Here is a 23,273-nt window from a genome sequence, read left to right as displayed (position 1 = left end):
TCGCCGGCGCCGGCGACCGCCATGACAGCGGCCATGAACGCCTGATTGCAGCCGGAGGTGATGTGAATGTTCTCGGCGGTGACCGGTGCCCCATAGATTTCCGCCACCTCGCCGGCATAGGCGTCGCGCAGCGTATCCTCGCCCTCGATCGGCCCGTAGCCGGCGGAGGCCCTCGAGGCGGCGGCCTCGCCGAGCCAGGCGAGCATGTCTGGATGCGGTGGATAGCCGGGAACGGCCTGCGAGAGGTCGATCAGTGGTCCCGATGCGCCGTCATAGGCGCGGCGCCAGGCGAAGACCGAAGGAACCGGCGGCGGAGACAGCCGGGATACGAGCGGATTGAAGGAGGCGGAGGGCATGGTTCGTCGTCTTTCCAGTTTGCTTATTGCTTCTCGCTCTTGCGGCGGGGCTTGGCGGCAAGTGCGGCGCGCGGGTGAGGGCGTGCCGAAAACGTGCCGAGCGGATTGGACTGCGCCGCCGTGGCCCGCGGCGCGCGGCTGCGGATCAGATGGCGGGCCGAGGTGCTCGGGCGGGAGAGCCGCTCGCTTTCGATGGTCGAGAACATCCAGTCGATGAAGACCTTGGCAATCGGGGCCGAGCGCACTTCGTTGCGGCAGGTGACGTAGAAGGCGTCTGAGGCCGGAACCGAAAGATCGAAGGGAATGACGAGTTCGCCCGAAGCGATGAGGCTGCTTGCCGTGATATTGTCCCCGAGAGCGATGCCCTGACCGTGGCGGGCGGCTTCCGTCGAGAGTCGCGCATCGCTCATGAAATGCTCCCTGAGGCGGGGCATGTCGAGCTGATCGGCGGCCGCGAGCCAGGTGGTCCATTCCCGCCCGTCGTCGCCATGCAGCAGGACGTGGTCACGCAGATCGCGGACGGAACGCAGCGGCCGGCTATTGAGAAGCGTCGGGCTCGCGACCGGGAAGAGTTCGAGGCTGCTCCACAGCCGCGCCCAGCAGTCCCGCCAGCCGCCCGAACCATAGAGAATGGCGACGTCGATGTCCGGCGACTGGACGAGCGCTGCGTCGTTGCTGGAGGTGAGCGTCAGGGTGATTTCCGGATACTGCTCGCTGAAGGAACCCATGCGCGGGACCAGCCAGAGCGAGAGCAGGGCAGGGACGCAGGAGATGCGCAGGTTGCCGCTGGTCGATGGACGGTTCACCAGCGCGGTCGCGGCGGCGATCCCTTCGAAGGCGGAAGAGACTGCAGGCAACAGCAGCGCGCCCTGCGGGGTCAGTTTAAGCCTCTTGCCGCCGCGCTCGAAAAGGCTTGCCTTGAGATTCTCCTCGAGCGTCCTGATCTGATGGCTCACCGCGCCGTGGGTGACCTTCAGCTCGCGGGCGGCGGCGGAAATCGAGCCGAGCCTTGCGGCGGCCTCGAAGGCGCGGAGCGGATTGAGCGGGGGCAGGCGAACGGACATGGGCGCGATGCTTGTGAATTTTTCTCACATCGATTGCTATTACATCGTCAATTGCATTTCCATCCCTTTTGCAGGGATAATGCTCATCATAGAGGCGGGGCCGAAGAATGCCCTTTTGAAAGCCATGTCGCGGCCGCGCCGCCGACCTGCTTTCGAAACGACGAGGAAAGGAACGACAAGATGGCGTGGGATCCGACGAAACTGGAGGCTCTGCGGGCGAAATACGGCGGCGACAATGCCGGCGAGATCTTCGACCCGAAGTTCGCCAAGGTGGGTGAGAAGATCTTTTCGAACGGCACGCGCGCAGCCCCCTATGCCGGCGTTCCGACCTTCCTGTCGGCGCCGCATCATCCCGTCGATCCGAAGAATCCCGATTTCGGCGACCTGCAGGTGGCAATCGTCGGCGTGCCGATGGATCTTGGCGTGACCAACCGTCCCGGCTCGCGCTTCGGGCCCCGGGCGCTTCGGGCCGTCGACCGCATCGGTCCCTACAACCACGTGCTCGAATGCTCCCCGATCTTCGACCTCAAGGTCGGCGACATCGGCGACGTTCCCTTCTCCAGCCGCTACCGCCTGGAGCTCAGCCACGAGGATATCGAGAACTACCTCTCGAAGATCGTCGAGGCCGGTGTCATGCCGCTGTCGGTCGGCGGCGACCATTCGATCACGCAATCGATCCTGAAGCCCTTGGCGCGCAAGCACGGCCCGGTCGGCCTCGTGCATATCGACGCCCATTGCGACACGGGCGGACCGTTCGACCAGTCGCGCTTCCATCACGGTGGACCGTTCCGCAACGCGGTGCTTGACGGCACGCTCGATCCGACCCGGACGATCCAGATCGGCATTCGCGGCCCGGCCGAGTATCTGTGGGAGTTCTCCTACGAGTCCGGCATGACGGTCATCCACGCCGAGGAAGTCACCGGGCTCGGCATGCCGGCGATCATCGAGAAGGCGAAGAAGATCATCGGCGATGGACCGACCTACCTCTCCTTCGACGTCGACAGCCTCGATCCGAGCATTGCGCCGGGCACCGGCACGCCGGAAGTGGGCGGACTGACGTCGCGCGAGGTGCTGGAATTGATCCGCGGCCTCAAGGGCATCAACCTCATCGGCGGCGACGTCGTGGAAGTGGCGCCGCAATATGATGCGACCCACAACACGGCCCACGCCGGCGCGCAGGTTCTCTTCGAAATCCTCAGCCTGATGGTCTATAGTCCGGCCGTCCGGGGCCGCTGAGCCGCACATCGGCGGGGCGCTGCCGGCGCCTCGCATCCGAGTTCAAAAGCAGCAAATCAACAAAAGGGAACGCGATATGAAGAAAATTCTCAATGCCTCCGTCAGCCGCCGCGGTGTGCTGGCCGGCTCGCTTGCCGGTGCCGGCATGCTGGCCATGCCGTCCATCCTCAGGGCCCAGGACAAGTCGTTGAAGGTCGGCGTCTACGGTGGCTACTTCAAGGATTCGTTCGACAAGAACATTTTCCCGGAATTCACCAAGGCGACTGGCATCGCCGTCGAGTCCATCGCCGAGCCGACCGGCGAAGCCTGGCTCGTGCAGCTCGAGCAGGCCGCCAAGGCCGGCCAGGCGCCTGCCGACGTTTCAATGATGTCGCAGGTCGCGATGCTCAAGGGCCAGTCGACCGAGCTCTGGGCACCGCTCGACACCGCCAAGATCAAGAACGCCTCGGGCCTGATCGACACCTTCGTCAACAAGTATCCGGACGGCCGCGTCGCCGGCATCGGTGCGGTTGCCTGGTACATCACGCTTGTCACCAACACCGACGTCTACAAGGAAGCGCCGACCTCGTGGGCAGCCCTCTGGGATCCGGCGAACGCCGACAAGCTTGGCCTTCTCGCGCTCGTCTCCAATTCCTTCCTGCTGGAAGTGACTGCCAAGACCCATTTCGGCGGCACGCAAGTGCTCGACACCGAGGAAGGCATCCTCAAGGTCTTCGACAAGCTCGCCGAAGTTAAGCCGAACGTCCGCCTGTGGTATCGTGACGAAGCCCAGTTCGAACAGGCGCTGAAGTCGGGCGAAATCCCGATGGGCCAGTACTACCACGACGTCACCGGCCTTGCTGCCGCCGACGGCCATCCGGTCCGCTCGACCTTCCCGAAGGAAGGCGGCATCATGGATTCGGGTTGCTGGGCGCTGTCGCGCGCTTCGGCCAAGACCGAAGAGGCCCACGTCTTCATCGACTACATGTGCCAGCCGTCGATTCAGGCGACCCTGTCGCGCAAGGTCGGCACCGCGCCGACGGTCAAGCGCGAATTGCTCGACCTGACGGCGGAAGAGTTCGCAGCCGTGTCGTCCGACATCGCGCCGATCATTCCGCGCTACGACCTCTACCAGACCAAGTCGGACTGGCTGAACCAGAAGTGGACCGAACTGATCGTCGGCTGAGGATGAAGCTTGCCCCTTATCCGTCCCCTCTGCCCGCTTGCGGTGAGAGGGGACGGTAGGCGTTGCGGCGCGTTTCAGTCTCCCCTCCAGCGGGGAGACTGTGCCCGTAAGGCGGGTGCGGAGCAGATACCCGCGCCCTTGCGGACGTCGACAAGACAAGTACCCTGCTTGAACCCCAAACAAGATCGCGCGACAATCAAATCCCTTGATGGGATGACGCAGCCGGGGCCGACAGGGACGAATTCCCATTACCCTTATTACTTTCGGAGACATGATGTCCGGACTCATCCTCGACGGTGTGACCAAGCAATTCGGCCTCTTCACAGCCGTGGACCATGCGCAGCTCTCGGTGCCGGAAGGGCGTTTCGTCTGCCTGCTCGGCCCGTCCGGCTGCGGGAAAACCACGCTGTTGCGCATGATCGCCGGTCTTGAACAGCCGACCAGCGGTTCGATCGTGCTCGACAGTGCCGACATCACGGCCGTGCCGACCCACAAGCGCAATCTCGGCATGGTGTTCCAGTCGCTAGCGCTGTTCCCGCACCTGACCGTGGGCGAGAACATCGCCTATCCGCTGCGCATCCGCGGCATCGGCCGCGAGCAGCAGGTGAAGCGCGTCGAGGAACTGCTCGCCATGATCCATCTCACCGGTTATGCCGACCGGCCCGTCACCAAGCTGTCCGGCGGCCAGCGCCAGCGCGTGGCGATCGCCCGGGCGCTCGCCATCTCGCCAAAGCTCTTCCTGCTCGACGAGCCGCTTTCGGCACTCGACGCCAAGCTGCGCGAGGCCATGCAGGTCGAACTGCGCAAGCTGCAGCAGCAACTCGGCATCACCACCATCGTCGTCACCCACGACCAGCGCGAGGCCATGACCATGGCCGACACCGTCGTGGTGATGAACGGCGGCAAGATCCGCCAGGCGGCAAGCCCGATCGAGATCTACCGCAAGCCCGCCGACCGTTTCGTCGCCGATTTCATCGGCTCCACCAATCTCCTGCCGCTGACCGTCGAGGGCGGGCGCACGCTGGTGCTCGGCCAGGCGGTCGAGGGTTTCACAGCCCCTGCGGGCATGGCCGCAGCCAGCTTGTCGGTCCGTCCGGAGGACATCCATCTTTCGGCCCCGGGGGAGGGGCGGCTGACCGGTCGCGTCACCTTCATCCGCGATCTCGGCGGCACGATCGAGACCTTCATCGATGTGCGCGGCACCGAAGTGGTGGCCGTTTCGACGCCACGCGAGCGGCCGGTCGTCTCGGTCGGCCAGGATGTCGGCGTAGTGATCGATCCCGCAACCGCCGTGGTGCTTGACGCATGAGACGCGAACCGCCCCAGAGACCTCTCGACTATGCGCCGCTCGCCTTTCCGGCGGCCATGCTGATCCTGTTCTTCGTCGTGCCGTTTGCGACGATGATTGCCGTCAGCTTCTTCCAGCGCAATCCCTCCGGCTTCTACTCGCCGGCCTTCGTTCTCGACAATTATGCCCGATTCATCAGCCCCTTCTTCGCCGGCGTTCTCGGCTTCTCGCTGATGCTGGCTATCGCGGTCGCCGTCGTTTGCGTCGTGCTCGGCCTGCCGTTCACCTACCTGCTTGCCCGCATGTCGCGCAAAGCCCAGGTGTTGTGGCTGGTTGCGTTGCTGTCGATCCTGTCCCTGTCCGAAGTCATCATCGGTTTCGCCTGGTCGACGCTGTTTTCGCGCACCGCCGGCATCACCAATCTGCTCGTCATGATCGGGCTAATGGAAAATCCGGTGGCGCTGATGCCGAATTTCGGCGCGGTGCTGACCGGCATGGTCTATCAGGCGCTGCCCTATACCGTGCTGGTGCTCTATCCGGCGCTGGTGCGGCTTGACCCGACGCTGACCGAAGCGGCCCGCACGCTTGGCGCCTCGCCGCTTCGGGCCTTCTTCACCGTCGTCGTTCCGGCGCTTCGCAACACCATCCTCGCCACGCTGATCATGGTCTTCATCTTCGCGCTCGGCTCCTACCTGCTGCCGCAGATCCTCGGCCGGCCGCAGCACTGGACGCTGTCCGTCTTGATCACCGACCAGGCGATCTACCAGTCGAACATGCCGTTTGCCGCGGCCATGGCGGTGTTCCTCGTGCTGGTCACGCTTGGCATGGTGGCGCTGACGCTGTTTGTCGGCCGCAAGGGAGAAACGGCATGAACACGCTGCTGACCCGCATCTATTTCGCCCTGATCGGCATCTTCCTCGCTGCCCCGATCGTCGTCGTCGCCGGCGTCTCGGTCAACGAGAAGCAGAGCCTGACCTTCCCGCCGCAGGGCTTTTCGCTCGCATGGTACGGTGCGATCTTTACCGACAGCGGCTGGCGCTCGGCCTTCTTCGCCTCGGTCCTGCTGGCGCTCGCCTCGGCGGCGCTCGCAGTCGCCATCGCCCTGCCGCTCTCCTGGTTCCTGTGGCGCCGCATCGCGCCCTGGGCCAACATCTTCCAGGTGCTTGGCATTGCGCCGTTCACGCTGCCGCCGGTGATCACCGCGCTCGGTCTCCTGACCTTCTGGGCGGCGACCGGCTTCTACGGCCAGCCGTGGACGGCCGTCATCGGCCACGCGATCTTCTTCGTGACACTGCCGCTGGTGACGCTTTCGCTCGGCTTTTCGGCGATCGACCGTTCGCTGGTCGAGGCGGCGGCGACCATGGGTGCCGACGACCGGACGGTGTTCCGGACCGTCGTGCTGCCGCTCATCCGGCCGTATCTCGTTTCGGGCTACGCCTTCGCCTTCGTGCTGTCGCTCAACGAATACATCGTCGCCTACATGACGGTGGGCTTCACCATGGAGACGTTGCCGATCAAGATCTTCAACGCGCTGCGTTACGGCTATACGCCGGTCATGGCCTCCGTCACCGTGCTCTTCGTCGCGGCGGCGGCGCTGATCTTCGGGTTGGTGGCACGTTTCGGCGACCTGCCGAAGCTGCTTGGCGCCATGGCCGCCGACGACCGCTGATCGTCGACGGCCTGCTTCCCGTGCTCGGTCTCAGGCCTGGGGGCCGCCGCGCAGCATCTCGATGATCGCGGAAAAGTCGCGCCCGCCCTGTCCCTGCTTTTCGAAGAGGCCATAGATCTGCGCGGCTTCCGCTCCGAGCGGCGTTGCTGCACCGGTCGAAAGTGCGGCGTCCTGGGCGAGTTTCAGGTCCTTCAGCATGAGCGCCGCGGCGAAGCCCGGCCGGTATTCGTTGTTGGCGGGTGAGGTTGGAACCGGACCCGGAACCGGGCAATAGGTGTTCAGCGACCAGCATTGGCCGGAAGAGGTCGACGCCACGTCGAACAGCGCCTGGTGCGAGAGGCCGAGCGCCTCTCCGAGCACGAAGGCTTCGCAGACGCCGATCATGGAAATGCCGAGGATCATGTTGTTGCAGATCTTCGCCGCCTGGCCCGCGCCGTTGCCGCCGCAATGGACGATCTTGCGCCCCATGGCTTCGAGATAGGGTTTCGCGCGCTCGAACGCGTCCCCGGACCCGCCGGCCATGAAGGTCAGCGTGCCGGCGGCCGCACCGCCCGTGCCGCCGGAGACGGGGGCGTCGAGCGAGGCGCAGCCCTTGCCGGCGGCAAGCTCATGGGCCTGGCGTGCGCTGTCGACGTCGATGGTCGAGCAATCGATCAGAAGCGTGGAAGCCGGGACCGCCTTCACGAGTTCGCGCCAGACGGCGAGCACGTGCTCGCCCTTCGGCAGCATGGTGACCACGACGCCTGCAGCTTCCGCGGCTTCCGCCAGCGAGGAAGCGGGCGTGACGCCGTTTTCTTCCGCTGCCTCAAGGATTTCCGGGGAAAGGTCGAAGCCCCGGACCTCGTGTCCGGCCTTCACGAGGTTGGCGGCCATCGGGCCGCCCATATTGCCCAGTCCGATGAATGCGATGGGTGTTGCCACGGGGAGTCTCCTTCTATCGGTTGTCGGCAAGGATCATTTCGGCAGCCTTCTCGGCGATCATGATGGTCGGCGAGTTGGTGTTGCCGGAGGTAATGGTCGGCATGATCGAGGCGTCGGCGATCCGGAGGCGCTTGAGCGCCCGCATCCGGAGCCGGGGATCGACGACGCTTTCGGCGTCGGCGCCCATGCGGCAGGTGCCGACCGGATGGAAGATCGTCGTGCCGACGTCGCCGGCCGCCCGGATCAGGTCCTCGTCCGTCTCGAAGGCGGGGCCGGGCTTGTATTCCTCCGGCCGGTAGCGCGCAAACGAGGGCTGGGCCGCGATCCGGCGGGTCAGACGGATCGAGCGGATCGCGGTTTCCCGGTCGCCTGCCGTTGAGAGATAATGCGGGCTGATCACCGGCTGGGCGGCGAAGTCCGGGCTCTGCAGGTGGATTGAGCCGCGGCTCTCCGGCCGCAGGTTGCAGACGCTCGCCGTGATCGCGGGGAAGGGATGGACCGGATCGCCGAACTTGTCGAGCGAGACGGGCTGGACGTGGTATTCGAGGTCGGCGGTGTCCTTGTCCGGGCTCGACCTGGTGAAGATGCCGAGCTGGCTCGGCGCCATCGCCATCGGTCCGGAGCGTCGCAAGAGGTATTCGAGCCCGATCGCCGCCTTGCCGAAGAGGCTCGATGCCTTTTCATTCAGCGTCGGCAGGCCGCTCACCTTGTAGACGAGCCGCAGTTGTAGGTGGTCCTGCAGGTTCTCGCCGACCCCCTTCACCTCCGTCACCACCTCGACGCCGGCCTTCTGCAGGACATCGCCGCGTCCGACGCCGGAGAGTTCGAGGATGTGCGGGCTGCCGACGGCGCCGGCGGCGAGCACCGTCTCGCGGCGGGCGCGGAAGGTCTTCGTAGTGCCCTCGTGCCAGACTTCGACGCCGGTAACCGAGCCGTCCTCGATGACGAGCCGTTTCGCCTGCGCCCTCGTCAGCACGGTGAGGTTGCCGTGCTTGACTGCCGGCCGCAGGAAGGCCTTGGCGGTGTTCCAGCGGATGCCGGCGCGCTGGTTGACGTCGAAATAGCCGGAGCCCTCGTTGTCGCCGCGGTTGAAGTCGTCGGTCATCGGAATGCCGGCTTCGAGCGCGGCCTTCTGGAAGGCTTCGAGGATCGCCCAGCGGACACGGGCCTTTTCGACCCGCCACTCGCCGCCCGAGCCATGCGCGTCGTCGGCGCCCTTGTAGAAGTCCTCGGACTTGCGGAAGATCGGCAGCACGTCCTCCCAGCCCCAGCCGGTGCAGCCCATCTGCCGCCAGAGGTCGTAGTCGCGCGCCTGTCCGCGCATGTAGATCATGCCGTTGATCGACGAGCAGCCGCCGAGCACCTTGCCGCGCGGATAGAGGAGGGCGCGGCCGTTCAGCCCTTCTTCCTTCGCAGTGGTGAAGCACCAGTCCGTCCGCGGGTTGTTGATGCAATAGAGATAGCCGACCGGGATGTGGATCCAGTGGTAGTTGTCACTGCCACCCGCTTCGAGGAGCAGCACCCGCGTCGACCGGTCCGCAGCAAGCCGGTTGGCCAGAACGCAGCCTGCGCTTCCCGCGCCGACGATGATGTAGTCAAAGGATTCCATTCCCCACTCCGCAAGTCTCCGCTCCCGGCCTTCGTCGGGGCCGGAACGTCTCTGTCGTCGTTGTCAATGCGTCGCCGGCGAGGCCGGCCCCGTTAGTTACGGCTAATGCCGGTGTTCGAAGCCGAGCTTGCGTCCGAGGCGGGACGCATAGAACTCGCCGATGATCCCGCGCCGGAATAGCAGCACGCACACCATGAAGACGAGGCCGGTGATGATGGTGACGGGGAATTCCGAGGTTGCGAGATAGTTCCCGAGCGTCACCACGAGGCCTGCACCGATCACCGGGCCGACAAGCGTTCCGATGCCGCCGAGCAGCGTCATCAGGATCACTTCTCCGGACATCTGCCAGGTGACGTCGGTGAGCGTCGCGAACTGGAAGACCAGCGCCTTCAGCCCACCGGCCAGTCCCGCAAGCGCCGCCGACATCACGAAGGCGCCCAGCTTGTAGCGCGCCACCGAATAGCCGAGTGACGTTGCGCGGACCTCGTTCTCGCGGATCGACTTCAGGATCATGCCGAAGGGCGAATTGATGAAGCGCCAGATCACCAGCATGCCGATGAGGAAGACCGCAAGCACGAAGAAGTACATGTTGAGCGGGGTGCCGAGATCGATGAAGCCGAGCAGCTTGCCGCGCGGCACGGACTGGATGCCGTCCTCGCCGTGGGTGAATTCCGCCTGCAGGCAGAAGAAGTAGAACATCTGCGCGAGCGCCAGCGTGATCATTGCGAAGTAGATGCCCTGCCGGCGGATCGCGAAGAAGCCCATGACGAGGCCGAGCACGGCCGCGCCTGCGACCCCGACGAGGAGCCCGAGCTCCGGCGGAAAGCCCCATTCCTTGACCACGTGGGCGGTGAAATAGGCAGCACCTCCGAAGAAGGCAGCATGGCCGAAGGAGAGAAGCCCGGTATAGCCGAGCAGCAGGTTGAAGGAGGCCGCGAACAGCGCAAAGCACAGGAGCTTCATCACGAAGATCGGGTAGAGGAAGAACGGGGCGGCGGCGAGAAGTCCGATGCCGCCTGCAAGCAGGATCATCTGCACGAGGGCGGGACGTCCGCCGCCGATGTCGGAAGTGGTCGTTACCTGAGCCATGTCACGCATCCCGGCCGAAGAGGCCTGCCGGCCTGATGAGAAGAACGATCGCCATGATGACGAAGATCACGATGTTGGACGCCTCCGGATAGAAGACCTTGGTCAGGCCTTCGGCGATCCCCAGCATGTAGCCGGTGACAATTGCCCCCATGATCGAGCCCATGCCGCCGACGACCACCACCGCGAAGACGACGATGATGATGTTGGAACCCATGAGCGGCGACACCTGGTAGACCGGGGCGGCAAGCACGCCGGCGAAGGCGGCGAGCGCCACGCCGAGGCCGTAGGTGAGGGTCAGAAGCACCGGCACGTTGACACCGAAGACCTGCACCAGCGTCGAGTTTTCCGTGGCAGCACGCAGATAGGCGCCGAGCTTGGTCTTCTCGATCAGAAGCCATGTGGCAAGGCAGACCACAAGCGATACCACGACCACCCAGCCGCGATAGATGGGCAGAAACATGAAGCCGAGATTGGTGCCGCCGGCAAGCGCCGCCGGCGTGGCATAGGGTTGCCCCGACGCGCCGTAGAGGTAGCGGAAGGTTCCCTCGATCGTCAGCGCCAGGCCGAAGGTAAAGAGGAGGCCATAGAGCGGGTCGAGGTTGTAGAGGCGCCGGAGGAAGAGCCGTTCGATCACCGCCCCGAAGAGGCCGACGATCAGCGGCGCGAGGATCAGTGCCGGCCAGTAGCCAATGCCCCCGAAGGTGAGCAGCAGATAGGCGACGAAGGCGCCGAGCATGTACTGCGCGCCGTGCGCGAAGTTGATCATCCGGAGGAGGCCGAAGATGATCGCAAGGCCGAGGCTCAGCAGGGCATAGAAGGAGCCGTTGATGAGGCCGATCAGGAGCTGTCCGAGCAATGCCTGTAGCGGGATGCCGAAGATTGTCGCCATGGTTCAGACCCCCAGGACCTTGTGGAGCATGTCCATGCGCTCGGGCAGCTCCTCCACCTTGAATTCGGAAACCATCTGGCCGTGCTCCATCAGGTAGAAACGGTCGGCGACCCGGCTTGCGAAGCGGAAGTTCTGTTCGACCAGCAGCACCGTCATGCCGCGCTCCTTGAGCGTCTTCAGCACTTCGCCGATGCGCTGGACGATGACGGGGGCAAGCCCCTCCGTCGGTTCGTCGAGAATTAGCAACTTGACGCCGGTGCGCAGGATGCGGGCGATCGCCAGCATCTGCTGTTCGCCACCGGAAAGCCGGGTGCCCGGGCTGTTGCGCCGCTCGTGAAGGTTCGGGAAGAGCTCGAAGATCTCGTCGAGCGACATGCCGCCGTCCGCGACCTGCGGCGGCAGCATGAGGTTTTCCATGACCGAAAGGCTCGAGAAGATGCCGCGCTCCTCCGGCACGAAGCCGATGCCGCAGCGGGCGGTGCGGTGCAGCGGCACCTTCATCATGTCGGTGCCGTTGAAAACGATCTGACCCTTGCGGGCGCGCACGATCCCGACCAGCGTGCGCAGCGTCGTCGTCTTGCCGACACCGTTGCGACCGAGAATGGTGACCGTCTCGCCTTCGCGCACGGTCATGTCGACGCCATGCAGGATGTGGCTTTCGCCGTACCAGGCGTTGAGGCCGCGTACCTCGAGAAGTGCCGTCATCTCACGCCTCCTCCGTGCCCATGTAGGCGACGCGCACGCGGGGGTCGCTGCTGACCGTGTCGTAGTCGCCCTCGGCGAGGATTTCGCCACGCTGCAGGACAGTGACGTGGTGGCAGATATCGGCGACGACCGAGAGATTGTGTTCGACCATCAACACGGCGCGGGTCTTTGCGACCTCGCGGATGAGGCTGGCGATCACCCGCACGTCCTCCTGACCCATGCCGGCCAGTGGCTCGTCGAGAAGCAGGACCTTGGGATCGAGGGCGAGCGTCGTGGCGATCTCCAGCGCGCGCTTGCGACCGTAGGAAAGATCGGCGGCGATCGTGTTGCGCTCCCGGACGAGACCGACGCTTTCGAGCAGGTTCTCCGCGCGTGGCGTCAGCGCATCAAGCGCCGAAAGCGGACGCCAGAACTGGTGGGCGAGCCCGTTGGGGCGCTGGAGCGCCACGCGCACGTTGTCGAGCACGCTCAGATGCGGAAACACTGCGGAAATCTGGAAGGAGCGCACGAGGCCCATCCGCGCGACCTTGTCGGCCGGCGTGCTGGTGATTTCCTCGCCGAGCAGCGTGATCGTGCCCGCGGTCGGCTGCAGGAATTTGGTGAGCAGGTTGAAGACGGTGGTCTTGCCCGCACCGTTCGGCCCGATCAGGGCATGCACCTGTGCATGATGGACGTCGAGATCGACGTCCCGGACGGCGGTAAAGCCGCCGAAATCACGGCGGAGGCCGCGCGCGGACAAGACCACGCGCGGCTCCGTAGAAGTTCTTTCGGAAGGAAGGCTCATCATCTACGGCCAGACTTACTTCGCGAGCTCGCAACCGCTCTTGGCCGGATCGATATAGGCTTCCTTGCCGGGGATGGTGGCGAGAACGTTGAAGTAGTCCCAGGGCTCCTTGCTGTCGCCGGGCTTCTTCACTTCGAGCAGGTACATGTCGTGGAACATGCGGCCGTTGGGGCCGACCGTACCACCGCGGCCGAAGACGTCGTCGACCGGCATTTCGTGCAGGGCCTTGGCGACGGCTTCCGTCTCGTCCGTTCCGGCTTTCTCGATCGCCTTCAGGTACTGCAGGACGGCGGAATAGGTGCCGGCATGGATCATGTTCGGCATCTTGCCCGTGCGCTCGAAGAAGCGCTTGCCGAACTTCTGGCTGTCCTCGTCGCGGTTCCAGTAGAAGCCTTCCGTGAGCGTCAGGCCCTGCGCCGCCTCGAGGCCGAGGCCATGGACCTCTGCGAGCGTGAAGAGGAGAGCCGCAAGACGCTGGCCGCCCTGGGTGATGCCGAACTCGGCGGCCTGCTTGATCGCGTTCTGCGTGTCGGCGCCGGCATTGGCAAGGCCGACCACCTTTGCACCCGAAGACTGCGCCTGCAGCAGGAAGGACGAGAAGTCGGTGGTCGCGAGCGGATGGCGCACCGCGCCGACGACCGTACCGCCGCTCGCCTTGACGAAGTCGCTGGTCTGCTGTTCGAGGGAGTAGCCGAAGGCGTAGTCGGCGGTCAGGAAGAACCAGCTGTCGCCGCCCTGTTTCACGAGCGCGCCGCCGGTGCCGACTGCGAGCGCGTGGGTGTCATAGGCCCAATGGAAACCGTAGGGGCTGCACTGCTTGCCGGTGAGTTCCGTTGTCGCCGCGCCGGTGACGATGTCGATCTTCTTCTTTTCCTTGGCGATCGCCTGGACGGCGAGCGCGACCGACGAGGTCGTCAATTCCATGATCGCGTCGACCTGTTCGGTATCGTACCACTGGCGGGCGATGTTCGAAGCGATGTCCGGCTTGTTCTGGTGGTCGGCGTCGACGATTTCGACCGGCACGCCGAGCACCTTGCCGCCGTAATCCTCGATTGCCATCTTCGCGGCCTCGACGGACGACTTGCCGCCGAAGTCGGCATAGACGCCGGACTGGTCGTTCAGGATGCCGATCTTGACTTTGCCGTCCGATGCGTCGGCCAGAGCAGCGGTGCTGCTCGCCAGCACGATCGCCAGCGAGGCGATGAGATTCTTGCGCATATGGTCTCCTCCCAGAGTTTTCCAGACTGCGAATCTGTTCAATTTTGACCAGCCGCGCTCCTCAACGTGGCCGATCGTGAGGGCATGATCCGGGAAAAGGACGATTGACGCAAGTTTTCGCGCCGACTAATTGCAAACAGGTTCTGTTCGTTTTTGAACAGAAGACGGGGCTATGCATGCATTTTACCTGGGACGACCTACAGTATTTTCTTGCCGTCGCCCGCACGGGACAGTTGTCAACGGCGGCAAGGCAGCTGCGGACCAGCCACGCGACGGTCTCGCGGCGCATCGACCGGCTGGAATTCGCCTTGAAGGTCAAGCTCTTCGAGCGCAATCCACGCGGCTACGTGCTGACCGGCATGGGGCAGCGCTTTGTCGAGACCGCCGAGAAGATGGAGCAGGAGACGGAGCGGCTGCAGGCCGATCTCGCCGGCGGCGGCAGTGCGCAGCGCGGGGTCGTGCGGCTCAGCGCGCCGGAGGGCTTCTCCAATTTCTTCTTCACCGGCACGCTTCAGACTTTCGCAGCAGCCTTGCCGAGCATCTCGCTGGAACTCGTGACGATCCAGCAGATCATGGCGCTCTCGCGCAAGGAGGCCGACCTCGCGGTCGTCCTCGATCCGCCGAAGGCGGGGCCGTATTTTTCGGAGAAGCTCTGCGACTACCGCCTGAAGATCTACGGCACGCGGGGATATCTCGAGAGCCGTGGCGCTCCGCAAAGCCGCGACGACCTCCTGGACCACGCCTTCATCGGCTATATCGAAGACATGATCTTCGCGCCGGGCCTCGACTATCTCGGCGACATCCATCCGCGCATAAAACCGCGCTTCCAGAGCTCGAGTATCTTCGCGCAGCTGACGGCGACGCGGAATGGGCTCGGGCTCTGCGTGCTGCCGATCTTCATCGCGAAAAACTATCCGGAGCTGGAAGTCGTCCTCGGAGACGAGGTCGAGCTGCTACGCCACTACTGGATCACCTGCCACCGCGATTTGCGGCAGGTGGGGCGCGTCAGAAGCGTCATCGAGTTCCTGCGGAACATCGTGCGGGAAAACATGAATGCGTTCCTGGGGACGACTGAGAGCGCAAGGGTGGTCGCGGCGGAGTAGGCTTGCTTACCCCTTAAACTCCGAGGATCCCCGTCGGTCCGCCGTTTCGCGCGCATACTGGCTCGGCGGCAGCCCGACGACGCGGGTGAAGGCTACGCTGAACGCGCTGGCTGAACCATAGCCGACCTGCTCGGCGACATCCGTGATCGGCAGTTGCCGACTGAGGAGGGACCTTGCGAGCGCCATGCGCCAGGCAAGCAGATACTCCATCGGTGCGGTGCCCACTGCCCGGTTGAACCGCTCGAAGAAGGCCGATCGTGAAAGGGCGGTTTCTTTCGCGAGTTCCTTTACCGTCCAGGGGTGCGCGGGTGCCTCGTGCATGCAGCGGATGGCGACCGAGAGCCGTGGGTCGGAGAGGCCGCGCAGCAGCCCCGGCGGCGTGCCGATACCTGCCGTGGACCGCAGTGCCTCGATCAGCATCACTTCGAGAAGGTGTGCCAGGATGAGGTCGCGGCCAGGCCGTTGTTGTCGCGCTTCCTGGCTGACGAGCGCGACGATCGTCGACAGGCGGCTCTCGTTGCGCACATGCACGATCTTCGGCAGCAGTGAGACCAGCAGCTTCGCGTCCGGCGAGCCGAAGCTGAAATGGCCAACCAGAAGCCGGGCGTCGGGGGGCGCCGAGGGGTCGCCGTGCCTGATCTCGTTCTCCAGGATCGAAACCTCCGATGGATCTCCTCCGGAGGTTAGGGTCGGCTGCAGGCCGGACATGGTGAAGTCCCGGGCCGAGGGAATCAGCACGAAGTCGCCGGCTTCCAGGTCGATCGGGGCATGGCCGTCCACTTCGAGGCGGCTGCCGCCCTCCAGCACCACACAATAGAACGGCTGTCCAGTCTCGGTGCGGCGGACGCACCAGGCACCGGCGCCGCTCACGAGCTTGGAGAGCAGTGCATGCGGCTGCAGCAGCGTGACCACTTCGGCGAGAGGATCGATCAAGTTCAGGACTCTCACTAATGGAACATGGACTTCAAGTCATAATCAGTCCGAATGGGATCGTCTAGTCTGGTTGGCATTCGACACAGACAAGAGGAAACACCATGAAGATTGTCCTGATTACCGGCTGCTCCTCCGGCTTCGGCCTCGAAACGGCCCGCTATTTTCTCGAACGTGACTGGAGCGTGATCGCGACGATGCGGGCGCCGCGGACGGATGTTCTTCCCGCCACCGGGCGGCTGCGCGTCCTGCCCCTCGACGTGACCGATCCCGTAAGCATCCACGGGCTCGTCGATGCAGCGGGGCCGATCGACGCGCTGGTCAACAATGCCGGCATCGGCTGGCTCAACGCGCTTGAGGGCACGCCAATGGAGATCGCCCGTGATCTCTTCGAGACGAACACGATCGGCACCATGGCGATGACGCAGGCCTTCCTGCCGCAGTTCCGCGAGCGCGGGCAAGGCGTCGTCGTCAACGTCACGTCGAGCGTCACGCTGGCCCCACTTCCGCTTCTCTCGGTCTACACCGCCAGCAAGGCGGCGGTGAACGCCTTCACCGAGTCTCTGGTGCTGGAGTTGCGGCCGTTCAACATCCGCGCGCACCTCGTGCTGCCCGGACGGGCGCCGGACACGCGTTTCTCACAGAGTGCGCAGGGACGGATTGCGGCGAACGGTGGTTTCCCGGAGGCTTATGCCGGGGTGGTGCAGGGCGTGTTCGCCGGCTGGGCGGAATTGTCACCGGCGGACGTCACGCAGCCGCGCGACGTAGCCGAGGCCGTCTGGCGGGCGGTGACCGATCCATCGGCGCCCTTGCACATTCCAGCCGGCGTCGATGCACTGGCGCTCGCGACGGCCAAGGCCGCCGCGTGAATGCGATCCGCCTCCGGTCAAAGGGAGGAGGCGCCGGCGCCTCCTCATTCACGCGTTCCGCAGCCGCCCTTCCGCGAGGTCGAGCACGGACTTCGCCGCGTCCATGACGTTCGTGCCGGGGCCGAAGACGGCGGCGACGCCGTGGTCGATGAGGTAGTCGTAGTCCTGGCGTGGGATGACCCCGCCGACGACGACGATGATGTCTTCGGCACCTTTGGCCTTCAGCGCTTCGACGAGCTGCGGGGCGAGCGTCTTGTGGCCGGCGGCGAGCGAGGACATGCCGACGACCTGCACCTTTTCGGCGACCGCGAGGTCGGCGGCCTCTTCCGGCGTCTGGAAGAGCGGGCCGGCGACGACGTCGAAACCGATGTCGCCGAAGGCCGATGCGATCACCTTGGCGCCGCGGTCGTGGCCGTCCTGGCCAAGCTTGGCGACGAGGATGCGGGGTGCCGCGCCCTTGACCTCCCGGTAGTGCTTCAGGCGGTCGGAGAGGGTCGCCAGCTCCGGATCCCCTTCATAGGCCTTGCCGTAGATGTTGCGGACGACCTTCGGCACGGCCGTATGGTCGCCGAAGACCTTACGCATGGCATCGGAGATTTCACCGACGCTCGCCCGTGCGCGGGCGGCCTCGACGGCAGCCTCGAGCAGATTGCCTTCGCCGCTTTCGGCAACGGCGGCGAGCCGGGCAAGGGCCGTCTCGACCGCCTTCGGGTCGCGCTGGCGCCGGATCTGTTCGAGCCGCTTGATCTGGGCGGCCCGCACGGCGGAATTGTCGATCTCCAGGATGTCGATCGGCTGCTCGTCGTTCAGGCGGAACTTGTTCACGCCGACGATCACCTCTTCGCCCTTGTCGATCGCCGCCTGACGGCGGGTCGCGGCTTCCTCGATCAGCTTCTTCGGCAGGCCGGCGTCGACAGCCTTGGTCATGCCGCCCATCGCCTCGACCTCCTCGATCAGCGCCCAGGCCTTCTCGGCGAGTTCGTTGGTCAGGCTTTCGACGTAGTAGGAGCCGGCGAGCGGATCGACCACCTTGGTGACGCCCGTCTCGTGCTGGAGGATCAGCTGGGTGTTGCGGGCGATGCGGGCGGAAAAATCGGTCGGCAGCGCGATCGCCTCGTCGAGCGCGTTGGTGTGCAGCGACTGGGTGCCGCCGAGCGCCGCCGACAGCGCCTCGTAGGCCGTGCGGATGACGTTGTTGTAAGGGTCCTGTTCCTGCAGCGACACGCCCGAGGTCTGACAGTGCGTGCGCAGCATCAGCGACGACTGCTTCTTCGGCTCGAACTCCTGCATGATGCGGGTCCACAAGAGGCGCGCGGCGCGCAGCTTCGCCGCCTCCATGAAGAAATTCATGCCGATCGCGAAGAAGAAGGAGAGGCGGCCGGCGAAGTCATCGACGTTCAGGCCCTTCCTCAAGGCTGCGCGGACATATTCGCGCCCGTCGGCCAGCGTGAAGGCGAGTTCCTGCACCAGCGTCGCCCCGGCCTCCTGCATGTGGTAGCCGGAGATCGAGATGGAGTTGAACTTCGGCATCTCCTTCGCCGTGTACTCGATGATGTCGGCGATGATCCGCATCGAGGGTTCCGGCGGATAGATGTAGGTGTTGCGGACCATGAACTCCTTGAGGATGTCGTTCTGGATGGTCCCGGACAGCTGCGCCCGCGGCACGCCCTGTTCTTCGCCTGCGACGATGAAGTTCGCGAGGATCGGGATCACCGCGCCGTTCATGGTCATCGAGACGGAGATCTTTTCGAGCGGGATGCCGTCGAAGAGGATCCTCATGTCCTCGACGGAGTCGATCGCCACACCCGCCTTGCCGACGTCGCCGACAACGCGCGGATGGTCGCTGTCATAGCCGCGATGGGTCGCGAGGTCGAAGGCAACCGAGACGCCCTGCTGGCCGGCGGCAAGATTGCGGCGGTAGAAGGCGTTCGATTCTTCCGCGGTGGAAAAGCCCGCATACTGGCGGATCGTCCAGGGCCGTCCGGCATACATGGTGGCGCGCGGACCGCGGACGAAGGGGGCAATCCCCGGCAGGCTGTCGAGATGGTCGATGCCTTCGAGGTCTTCGGCCGTGTAGAGCGGCTTGACGTCGATGCCTTCCGGCGTGTGCCAGGTGAGGCTGTCGGCTGGGCGCTTCAGCTCCTTCTCGGCCAGCGCTTCCCAGTCCTTTATGGTCTTCTCGGTCATCCGGTCATCTCCCTGCTTCGTGCGGAGTGCATGTCGACGCGTCTCGCCTGTTCCGTGGCGTCAGCCCCTCTGTCGGCACAGCCGGCAGAGGGGTAACCCGACCGCTAACTTTGCTTGCGTCCTCACCCCTCGAATTCCATGATCAGTTCGTCCACGGCGAGGCTCTGGCCTGCCTTGGCGGCGATGCGCTTGACCACGCCCCGCTTCTCCGCCTTCAGCACGTTTTCCATCTTCATCGCCTCGACGGTTGCGAGCGCCTGGCCGGCCTCGACCTGATCGCCTTCCTTGACCGCCACCGAAGTGATCACGCCCGGCATCGGGCAGAGCAGCATCTTCGAGGTGTCCGGCGGCAGCTTTTCCGGCATCAGCTTGGCAAGCTCCGCGACGCGCGGCGAGCGCACGCGGGCGATGACGTCCATTCCGCGCCAGCGTAGCCGGATACCGGCGCCGGCAAGGCCGATCTTGACGCCGATGGTTACCCCGTCGACATGGAAACGGGCATGGAGCTGTCCCGGAACCCAGCCGCCGGTGATCGACGATACGGCGCCGTCCGCGAAGCGGGCGAAGGTGCCGTCGGCGGAGGTTTCCACCGTCAGCGGATATTCGTGCCCGGCGAGCGTCACCACCCAGTCGCGGCCGACGACGCGGCGATGATTGCCGATGGTGCCGGAAATCTGTACCGCGCGGTCCTGCAGGATCTGGTTGATGAAGCCGGCGATGGCCGCGAGCTTGCGGGCAGAATCCGCATCCGGCGCCACGCCCGAAAAGCCTTCCGGGAATTCCTCGGCGATGAAGGCGGTGGTGAGCCGTCCCTCGCGGAAGCGCTCATGCTCCATCACGGCGGAGAGGAAGGGCAGGTTGTGGCCGATGCCCTCGACCTCGAAATCGTCGAGGGCCGCGCTCATCGCGTCGACCGCCTCAAGACGGCTCGGCGCCCAGGTGCAGAGCTTGGCGATCATCGGGTCGTAATACATCGAGATCTCGCCGCCCTCGTAGACGCCGGTATCGTTGCGGATGATCGTGCCGTCGTCCTGGCGGCCTTCGACCGGCGGACGGTAGCGGGTGAGCCGCCCGATCGAGGGCAGGAAGTTGCGGTAGGGATCTTCCGCATAGAGGCGGCTTTCGATCGCCCAGCCGTTGAGCTTCACGTCCTCCTGGCCGAAGGAAAGCTTCTCGCCCGAGGCGACGCGGATCATCTGTTCGACGAGGTCGAGGCCGGTGATCAGTTCGGTGACCGGGTGTTCGACCTGCAGGCGGGTGTTCATCTCGAGGAAATAGAACTTGTTCTGCTTGCCGTCGACGATGAACTCCACAGTGCCGGCGGAGTGGTAGCCGACCGCCTTTGCGAGCGCGACGGCCTGCTCGCCCATCGCCTTGCGGGTCGCGGCGTCGAGGAATGGCGAGGGAGCCTCCTCGATGACCTTCTGGTTGCGCCGCTGGATCGAGCATTCGCGCTCGCCGAGATAGAGCACGTTGCCGTGCTTGTCGCCGAGTACCTGGATTTCGATGTGGCGAGGCTCGGTGACAAATTTTTCGATGAAGATGCGGTCATCACCGAAGGAGTTCTTCGCCTCGTTGCGGGACGACTGGAAGCCTTCGCGGGCTTCTTCGGCGTTCCAGGCGATGCGCATGCCCTTGCCGCCGCCGCCGGCGGATGCCTTGATCATCACCGGATAGCCGATCTGGTCGGAGATTTTTACCGCCTCGTCGGCATCCTCGATCAGGCCCATATGGCCCGGAACAGTCGAGACGCCGGCTTCGGCCGCGAGCTTCTTGGAGGTGATCTTGTCTCCCATGGCCTGGATCGCGCCGACCGGCGGGCCGACGAAGGTGATGCCGGCGTTTTGCAGGGCATCGGCGAAGACGGCGTTTTCCGAGAGGAAGCCGTAGCCAGGATGGACAGCGTCGGCGCCTGACTTGCGGATCGCCTCGAGGATGTTCTCGATGACGATGTAGGACTGGTTCGACGGGGCCGGGCCGATATGGATCGCCTCGTCGGCCATCTTCACATGCAGCGCGTCGCGGTCGGCGTCGGAATAGACGGCGACGGTGGCGATGCCCATCTTCTTCGCCGTCTTGATCACGCGGCAGGCGATTTCACCACGGTTGGCGATCAGCAGTTTCTTGATTGTCACCGTCACACCTCGAATACGTCTTCAAATGATTCCGGAAAGCTCTGCCGGGCGACCCTCTCGTCGATCATCAGCATGGCTTCGTAGGAAAGCGGGTCGAAATTCTTGTCCGCCGCGACGACCTCGCGACCGAAAAGAAGGTTAAGCCGGGCGGCATCCAGGTTGCCGCGCTCGAACGGTTCCGGCCCGAAATGATGCCAGAGGGCATGCAGGAAGGCCGCATCGATGCGGTGCTCCTTGGTGCCGGGCCTCGCCTTGCGCGGCAGGGCTTTCAGCGGGGTCACACCCTTCGGGTTGGCGCGGCGGATGGTGAACTGTACACCCGTTCCCGGCATTCCGGACGGAAACCCCTTGTGCTTGGTCATCTCGGGAAGGTCGGCCATCGGCGTTATCCCCTCACAACGGGATCGTGTCGTGCTTCCTCCAGCGGGTCTCCACCTGCTTGTTGCGAAGCGAGGCGAAGGCGCGGGCGATGCGGCGACGGGAGGAGTGCGGCATGATCACCTCGTCGATGAAGCCACGTTCGGCGGCGACGAAGGGATTGGCGAAGCGCTCTTCGTATTCCTTCGTGCGGGCGGCGATCTTGTCGGCGTCACCGAGTTCGGAGCGGTAGAGGATTTCGGTCGCGCCCTTGGCACCCATGACGGCGATCTCGGCGGTCGGCCAGGCATAGTTGATGTCGGCGCCGATATGCTTCGATGCCATGACGTCGTAGGCGCCGCCATAGGCCTTGCGGGTGATGAGCGTCACCATCGGTACGGTCGCCTGACTGTAGGCGAAGAGGAGCTTGGCGCCGTGCTTGATGACGCCGCCATATTCCTGGGATGTGCCGGGCAGGAAGCCGGGAACGTCGACCAGCGTCAGGATCGGGATCGAGAAGGCATCGCAGAAGCGGACGAAGCGAGCGGCCTTGCGCGACGAGTCGATGTCGAGGCAGCCGGCCAGCACCATCGGCTGGTTCGCAACCACGCCGACCGTCTGGCCTTCCATGCGGATGAAACCGGTGACGATGTTCTTGGCGAAGGCTTCCTGGATCTCGAAGAAATCGCCCTCGTCGGCGAGCGCGTAGATCAGTTCCTTCATGTCGTAGGGCTTGTTCGACGAATCCGGGATCAGCGTGTCGAGGCGCATCTCGACGCGGGCGGGATCGTCGTGGAACGGCCGGACCGGCGGCTTCTCGCGGTTGTTCAAGGGCAGGAAGTCGAAGAGCAGGCGAACCTGTTCCAGCGCCTCGATGTCGTTCTCGTAGGCACCGTCGGCGACCGAAGACTTGGTCGTGTGCGTGCGCGCGCCGCCGAGTTCCTCGGCGGTGACGATCTCGTTGGTGACGGTCTTCACGACATCCGGGCCGGTGACGAACATGTAGGAGGAGTCACGGACCATGAAGATGAAGTCGGTCATTGCCGGCGAATAGACCGCGCCGCCGGCGCAGGGGCCCATGATGACGGAAATCTGCGGAATGATGCCGGAGGCATCGACATTGCGCTTGAAGACGTCGGCATAGCCGGCAAGCGAGGCGACGCCTTCCTGGATGCGGGCGCCGCCGGAGTCGTTCAGGCCGATCACGGGTGCGCCGTTCTTCACGGCCATATCCATGATCTTGCAGATCTTCTGGGCGTGGGTCTCCGACAGCGAGCCGCCGAGCACGGTAAAGTCCTGGGAAAAGACATAGACCTGGCGGCCGTTGATCGTGCCCCAGCCGGTGACGACGCCGTCGCCGGCAATCTTCTGCTCCGGCATGCCGAAGTCGGTGCAGCGGTGGGTGACGTACATGTCGTATTCTTCGAAGGAGCCTTCATCGAGAAGGACCTCGATGCGTTCGCGCGCCGTCAGCTTGCCCTTGGCGTGCTGGGCGTCTATGCGCCGCTGTCCGCCGCCCATGTGGGCTTCGGCGCGCCGGGCCTCGAGCTGATCCAATATCAATCGCATGCTTCCTCCCGATGATCTTCAAGGCCTGCAATCCAAGTAGTGCCCTTAAACATAGCATCCGGCAAAGAAAATGGTTGAATAGGCGCAGTTGCGGATTTATAAATTTGCAAACAGCGAAATGCGAAATTGC

Annotated in this window: 20 protein-coding genes and 1 pseudogene; 7 read left to right on the top strand and 14 right to left on the bottom strand. The window is 64.6% G+C overall.

Going from position 1 to position 23,273, the window contains the following annotated elements; translation table 11 throughout:
• Both ACM6UT_RS18470 and gcvA read right to left on the bottom strand, forming a co-directional pair.
• Positions 1–356 (bottom strand): annotated as a pseudogene (locus tag ACM6UT_RS18470) (aminotransferase); the annotation flags it as partial.
• Positions 357–379: 23 nt separating this feature from the next.
• The gene (gene gcvA, locus ACM6UT_RS18465) at positions 380–1,420 is read right to left on the bottom strand and encodes a transcriptional regulator GcvA (RefSeq protein WP_416798815.1); all 1,041 of its coding nucleotides are present in this window, start codon (positions 1,418–1,420) and stop codon (positions 380–382) included.
• Between the two features lie 180 nt (positions 1,421–1,600).
• On the opposite strand from gcvA, the gene speB reads away from it, so the two are divergent.
• The 5 genes from speB (at position 1,601) to ACM6UT_RS18440 (ending at position 6,778) form a co-directional block, all read left to right on the top strand.
• Positions 1,601–2,656 (top strand): agmatinase, encoded by a 1,056-nt coding sequence (gene speB / locus ACM6UT_RS18460; RefSeq protein WP_416798814.1) that lies wholly within the window; start codon positions 1,601–1,603, stop codon positions 2,654–2,656.
• A gap of 76 nt (positions 2,657–2,732) precedes the next feature.
• Positions 2,733–3,821 (top strand): ABC transporter substrate-binding protein, encoded by a 1,089-nt coding sequence (locus tag ACM6UT_RS18455; RefSeq protein ID WP_416798813.1) that lies wholly within the window; start codon positions 2,733–2,735, stop codon positions 3,819–3,821.
• 274 nt (positions 3,822–4,095) lie between these two features.
• Positions 4,096–5,130, top strand: coding sequence for an ABC transporter ATP-binding protein (locus ACM6UT_RS18450; RefSeq protein WP_416798812.1), 1,035 nt, complete (start codon positions 4,096–4,098; stop codon positions 5,128–5,130).
• The gene (locus ACM6UT_RS18445; protein ID WP_416798811.1) at positions 5,127–5,981 is read left to right on the top strand and encodes an ABC transporter permease; all 855 of its coding nucleotides are present in this window, start codon (positions 5,127–5,129) and stop codon (positions 5,979–5,981) included. Before ACM6UT_RS18450 ends, ACM6UT_RS18445 begins: the two co-directional genes overlap by 4 nt.
• Positions 5,978–6,778, top strand: coding sequence for an ABC transporter permease (locus ACM6UT_RS18440; protein ID WP_416798810.1), 801 nt, complete (start codon positions 5,978–5,980; stop codon positions 6,776–6,778). Before ACM6UT_RS18445 ends, ACM6UT_RS18440 begins: the two co-directional genes overlap by 4 nt.
• Positions 6,779–6,808: 30 nt before the next feature.
• Here the strand turns inward: ACM6UT_RS18440 and mmsB are convergent, their stop codons facing one another.
• The 7 genes from mmsB to ACM6UT_RS18405 form a co-directional block, all read right to left on the bottom strand.
• Entirely contained in the window at positions 6,809–7,699 is an 891-nt protein-coding gene (mmsB, locus tag ACM6UT_RS18435) for a 3-hydroxyisobutyrate dehydrogenase (protein ID WP_416798809.1), read from the bottom strand.
• Positions 7,700–7,712: 13 nt separating this feature from the next.
• Positions 7,713–9,308 (bottom strand): GMC family oxidoreductase, encoded by a 1,596-nt coding sequence (locus tag ACM6UT_RS18430; protein WP_416798808.1) that lies wholly within the window; start codon positions 9,306–9,308, stop codon positions 7,713–7,715.
• Positions 9,309–9,410: 102 nt separating this feature from the next.
• Entirely contained in the window at positions 9,411–10,397 is a 987-nt protein-coding gene (locus tag ACM6UT_RS18425; RefSeq protein WP_416798807.1) for a branched-chain amino acid ABC transporter permease, read from the bottom strand.
• A gap of 1 nt (position 10,398) precedes the next feature.
• The gene (locus tag ACM6UT_RS18420) at positions 10,399–11,286 is read right to left on the bottom strand and encodes a branched-chain amino acid ABC transporter permease (protein ID WP_416798806.1); all 888 of its coding nucleotides are present in this window, start codon (positions 11,284–11,286) and stop codon (positions 10,399–10,401) included.
• A 3-nt stretch (positions 11,287–11,289) separates the two neighbouring features.
• Complete coding sequence (locus ACM6UT_RS18415) at positions 11,290–11,991, bottom strand: ABC transporter ATP-binding protein (protein WP_416798805.1); 702 nt, start codon at positions 11,989–11,991, stop codon at positions 11,290–11,292.
• Position 11,992: 1 nt separating this feature from the next.
• Entirely contained in the window at positions 11,993–12,775 is a 783-nt protein-coding gene (locus tag ACM6UT_RS18410; RefSeq protein WP_416798804.1) for an ABC transporter ATP-binding protein, read from the bottom strand.
• Between the two features lie 15 nt (positions 12,776–12,790).
• A complete protein-coding gene (locus ACM6UT_RS18405; protein ID WP_416798803.1) occupies positions 12,791–13,993 on the bottom strand; it encodes an ABC transporter substrate-binding protein in 1,203 nt (400 codons plus the stop codon).
• A gap of 176 nt (positions 13,994–14,169) precedes the next feature.
• Between ACM6UT_RS18405 and ACM6UT_RS18400 the strand changes: the two genes are divergently transcribed.
• A complete protein-coding gene (locus ACM6UT_RS18400) occupies positions 14,170–15,096 on the top strand; it encodes a LysR family transcriptional regulator (protein WP_416798801.1) in 927 nt (308 codons plus the stop codon).
• A gap of 6 nt (positions 15,097–15,102) precedes the next feature.
• On the opposite strand, the gene ACM6UT_RS18395 is transcribed toward ACM6UT_RS18400, so the two are convergent.
• Entirely contained in the window at positions 15,103–16,029 is a 927-nt protein-coding gene (locus ACM6UT_RS18395) for an AraC family transcriptional regulator (protein WP_416798800.1), read from the bottom strand.
• Between the two features lie 101 nt (positions 16,030–16,130).
• Between ACM6UT_RS18395 and ACM6UT_RS18390 the strand changes: the two genes are divergently transcribed.
• The gene (locus ACM6UT_RS18390; protein WP_416798799.1) at positions 16,131–16,895 is read left to right on the top strand and encodes an SDR family oxidoreductase; all 765 of its coding nucleotides are present in this window, start codon (positions 16,131–16,133) and stop codon (positions 16,893–16,895) included.
• 48 nt (positions 16,896–16,943) lie between these two features.
• Here the strand turns inward: ACM6UT_RS18390 and scpA are convergent, their stop codons facing one another.
• The 4 genes from scpA to ACM6UT_RS18370 form a co-directional block, all read right to left on the bottom strand.
• Positions 16,944–19,082 (bottom strand): methylmalonyl-CoA mutase, encoded by a 2,139-nt coding sequence (gene scpA / locus ACM6UT_RS18385; protein ID WP_416798798.1) that lies wholly within the window; start codon positions 19,080–19,082, stop codon positions 16,944–16,946.
• A 122-nt stretch (positions 19,083–19,204) separates the two neighbouring features.
• The gene (locus ACM6UT_RS18380) at positions 19,205–21,223 is read right to left on the bottom strand and encodes an acetyl-CoA carboxylase biotin carboxylase subunit (RefSeq protein ID WP_416798797.1); all 2,019 of its coding nucleotides are present in this window, start codon (positions 21,221–21,223) and stop codon (positions 19,205–19,207) included.
• On the bottom strand, positions 21,220–21,597 hold the full coding sequence (locus ACM6UT_RS18375) for a hypothetical protein (RefSeq protein ID WP_416798796.1): 378 nt from the start codon (positions 21,595–21,597) through the stop codon (positions 21,220–21,222). Before ACM6UT_RS18375 ends, ACM6UT_RS18380 begins: the two co-directional genes overlap by 4 nt.
• A gap of 13 nt (positions 21,598–21,610) precedes the next feature.
• Positions 21,611–23,143 (bottom strand): acyl-CoA carboxylase subunit beta, encoded by a 1,533-nt coding sequence (locus ACM6UT_RS18370; RefSeq protein WP_112691153.1) that lies wholly within the window; start codon positions 23,141–23,143, stop codon positions 21,611–21,613.
• Positions 23,144–23,273 lie beyond the last annotated feature (130 nt).

It is taken from the genome of Ciceribacter azotifigens (assembly GCF_048159625.1).
Classification (GTDB): domain Bacteria; phylum Pseudomonadota; class Alphaproteobacteria; order Rhizobiales; family Rhizobiaceae; genus Allorhizobium; species Allorhizobium azotifigens.
The sequence above is the reverse complement of the archived record's forward strand: the minus strand, read 5'-3'. Positions and strand labels throughout refer to the sequence as shown.

Coding starts and splice junctions, on each gene's coding strand:
- ACM6UT_RS18375 (WP_416798796.1), bottom strand. CDS start 21,597: ATGGCCGACCTTCCCGAGATGACCAAGCACAAGGGGTTTCCGTCCGGA.
- scpA (WP_416798798.1), bottom strand. CDS start 19,082: ATGACCGAGAAGACCATAAAGGACTGGGAAGCGCTGGCCGAGAAGGAG.
- ACM6UT_RS18400 (WP_416798801.1), top strand. CDS start 14,170: ATGCATTTTACCTGGGACGACCTACAGTATTTTCTTGCCGTCGCCCGC.
- ACM6UT_RS18445 (WP_416798811.1), top strand. CDS start 5,127: ATGAGACGCGAACCGCCCCAGAGACCTCTCGACTATGCGCCGCTCGCC.
- ACM6UT_RS18410 (WP_416798804.1), bottom strand. CDS start 12,775: ATGAGCCTTCCTTCCGAAAGAACTTCTACGGAGCCGCGCGTGGTCTTG.
- ACM6UT_RS18430 (WP_416798808.1), bottom strand. CDS start 9,308: ATGGAATCCTTTGACTACATCATCGTCGGCGCGGGAAGCGCAGGCTGC.
- ACM6UT_RS18390 (WP_416798799.1), top strand. CDS start 16,131: ATGAAGATTGTCCTGATTACCGGCTGCTCCTCCGGCTTCGGCCTCGAA.
- ACM6UT_RS18440 (WP_416798810.1), top strand. CDS start 5,978: ATGAACACGCTGCTGACCCGCATCTATTTCGCCCTGATCGGCATCTTC.
- speB (WP_416798814.1), top strand. CDS start 1,601: ATGGCGTGGGATCCGACGAAACTGGAGGCTCTGCGGGCGAAATACGGC.
- ACM6UT_RS18455 (WP_416798813.1), top strand. CDS start 2,733: ATGAAGAAAATTCTCAATGCCTCCGTCAGCCGCCGCGGTGTGCTGGCC.
- ACM6UT_RS18420 (WP_416798806.1), bottom strand. CDS start 11,286: ATGGCGACAATCTTCGGCATCCCGCTACAGGCATTGCTCGGACAGCTC.
- ACM6UT_RS18450 (WP_416798812.1), top strand. CDS start 4,096: ATGTCCGGACTCATCCTCGACGGTGTGACCAAGCAATTCGGCCTCTTC.
- gcvA (WP_416798815.1), bottom strand. CDS start 1,420: ATGTCCGTTCGCCTGCCCCCGCTCAATCCGCTCCGCGCCTTCGAGGCC.
- ACM6UT_RS18405 (WP_416798803.1), bottom strand. CDS start 13,993: ATGCGCAAGAATCTCATCGCCTCGCTGGCGATCGTGCTGGCGAGCAGC.
- ACM6UT_RS18370 (WP_112691153.1), bottom strand. CDS start 23,143: ATGCGATTGATATTGGATCAGCTCGAGGCCCGGCGCGCCGAAGCCCAC.
- ACM6UT_RS18415 (WP_416798805.1), bottom strand. CDS start 11,991: ATGACGGCACTTCTCGAGGTACGCGGCCTCAACGCCTGGTACGGCGAA.
- ACM6UT_RS18425 (WP_416798807.1), bottom strand. CDS start 10,397: ATGGCTCAGGTAACGACCACTTCCGACATCGGCGGCGGACGTCCCGCC.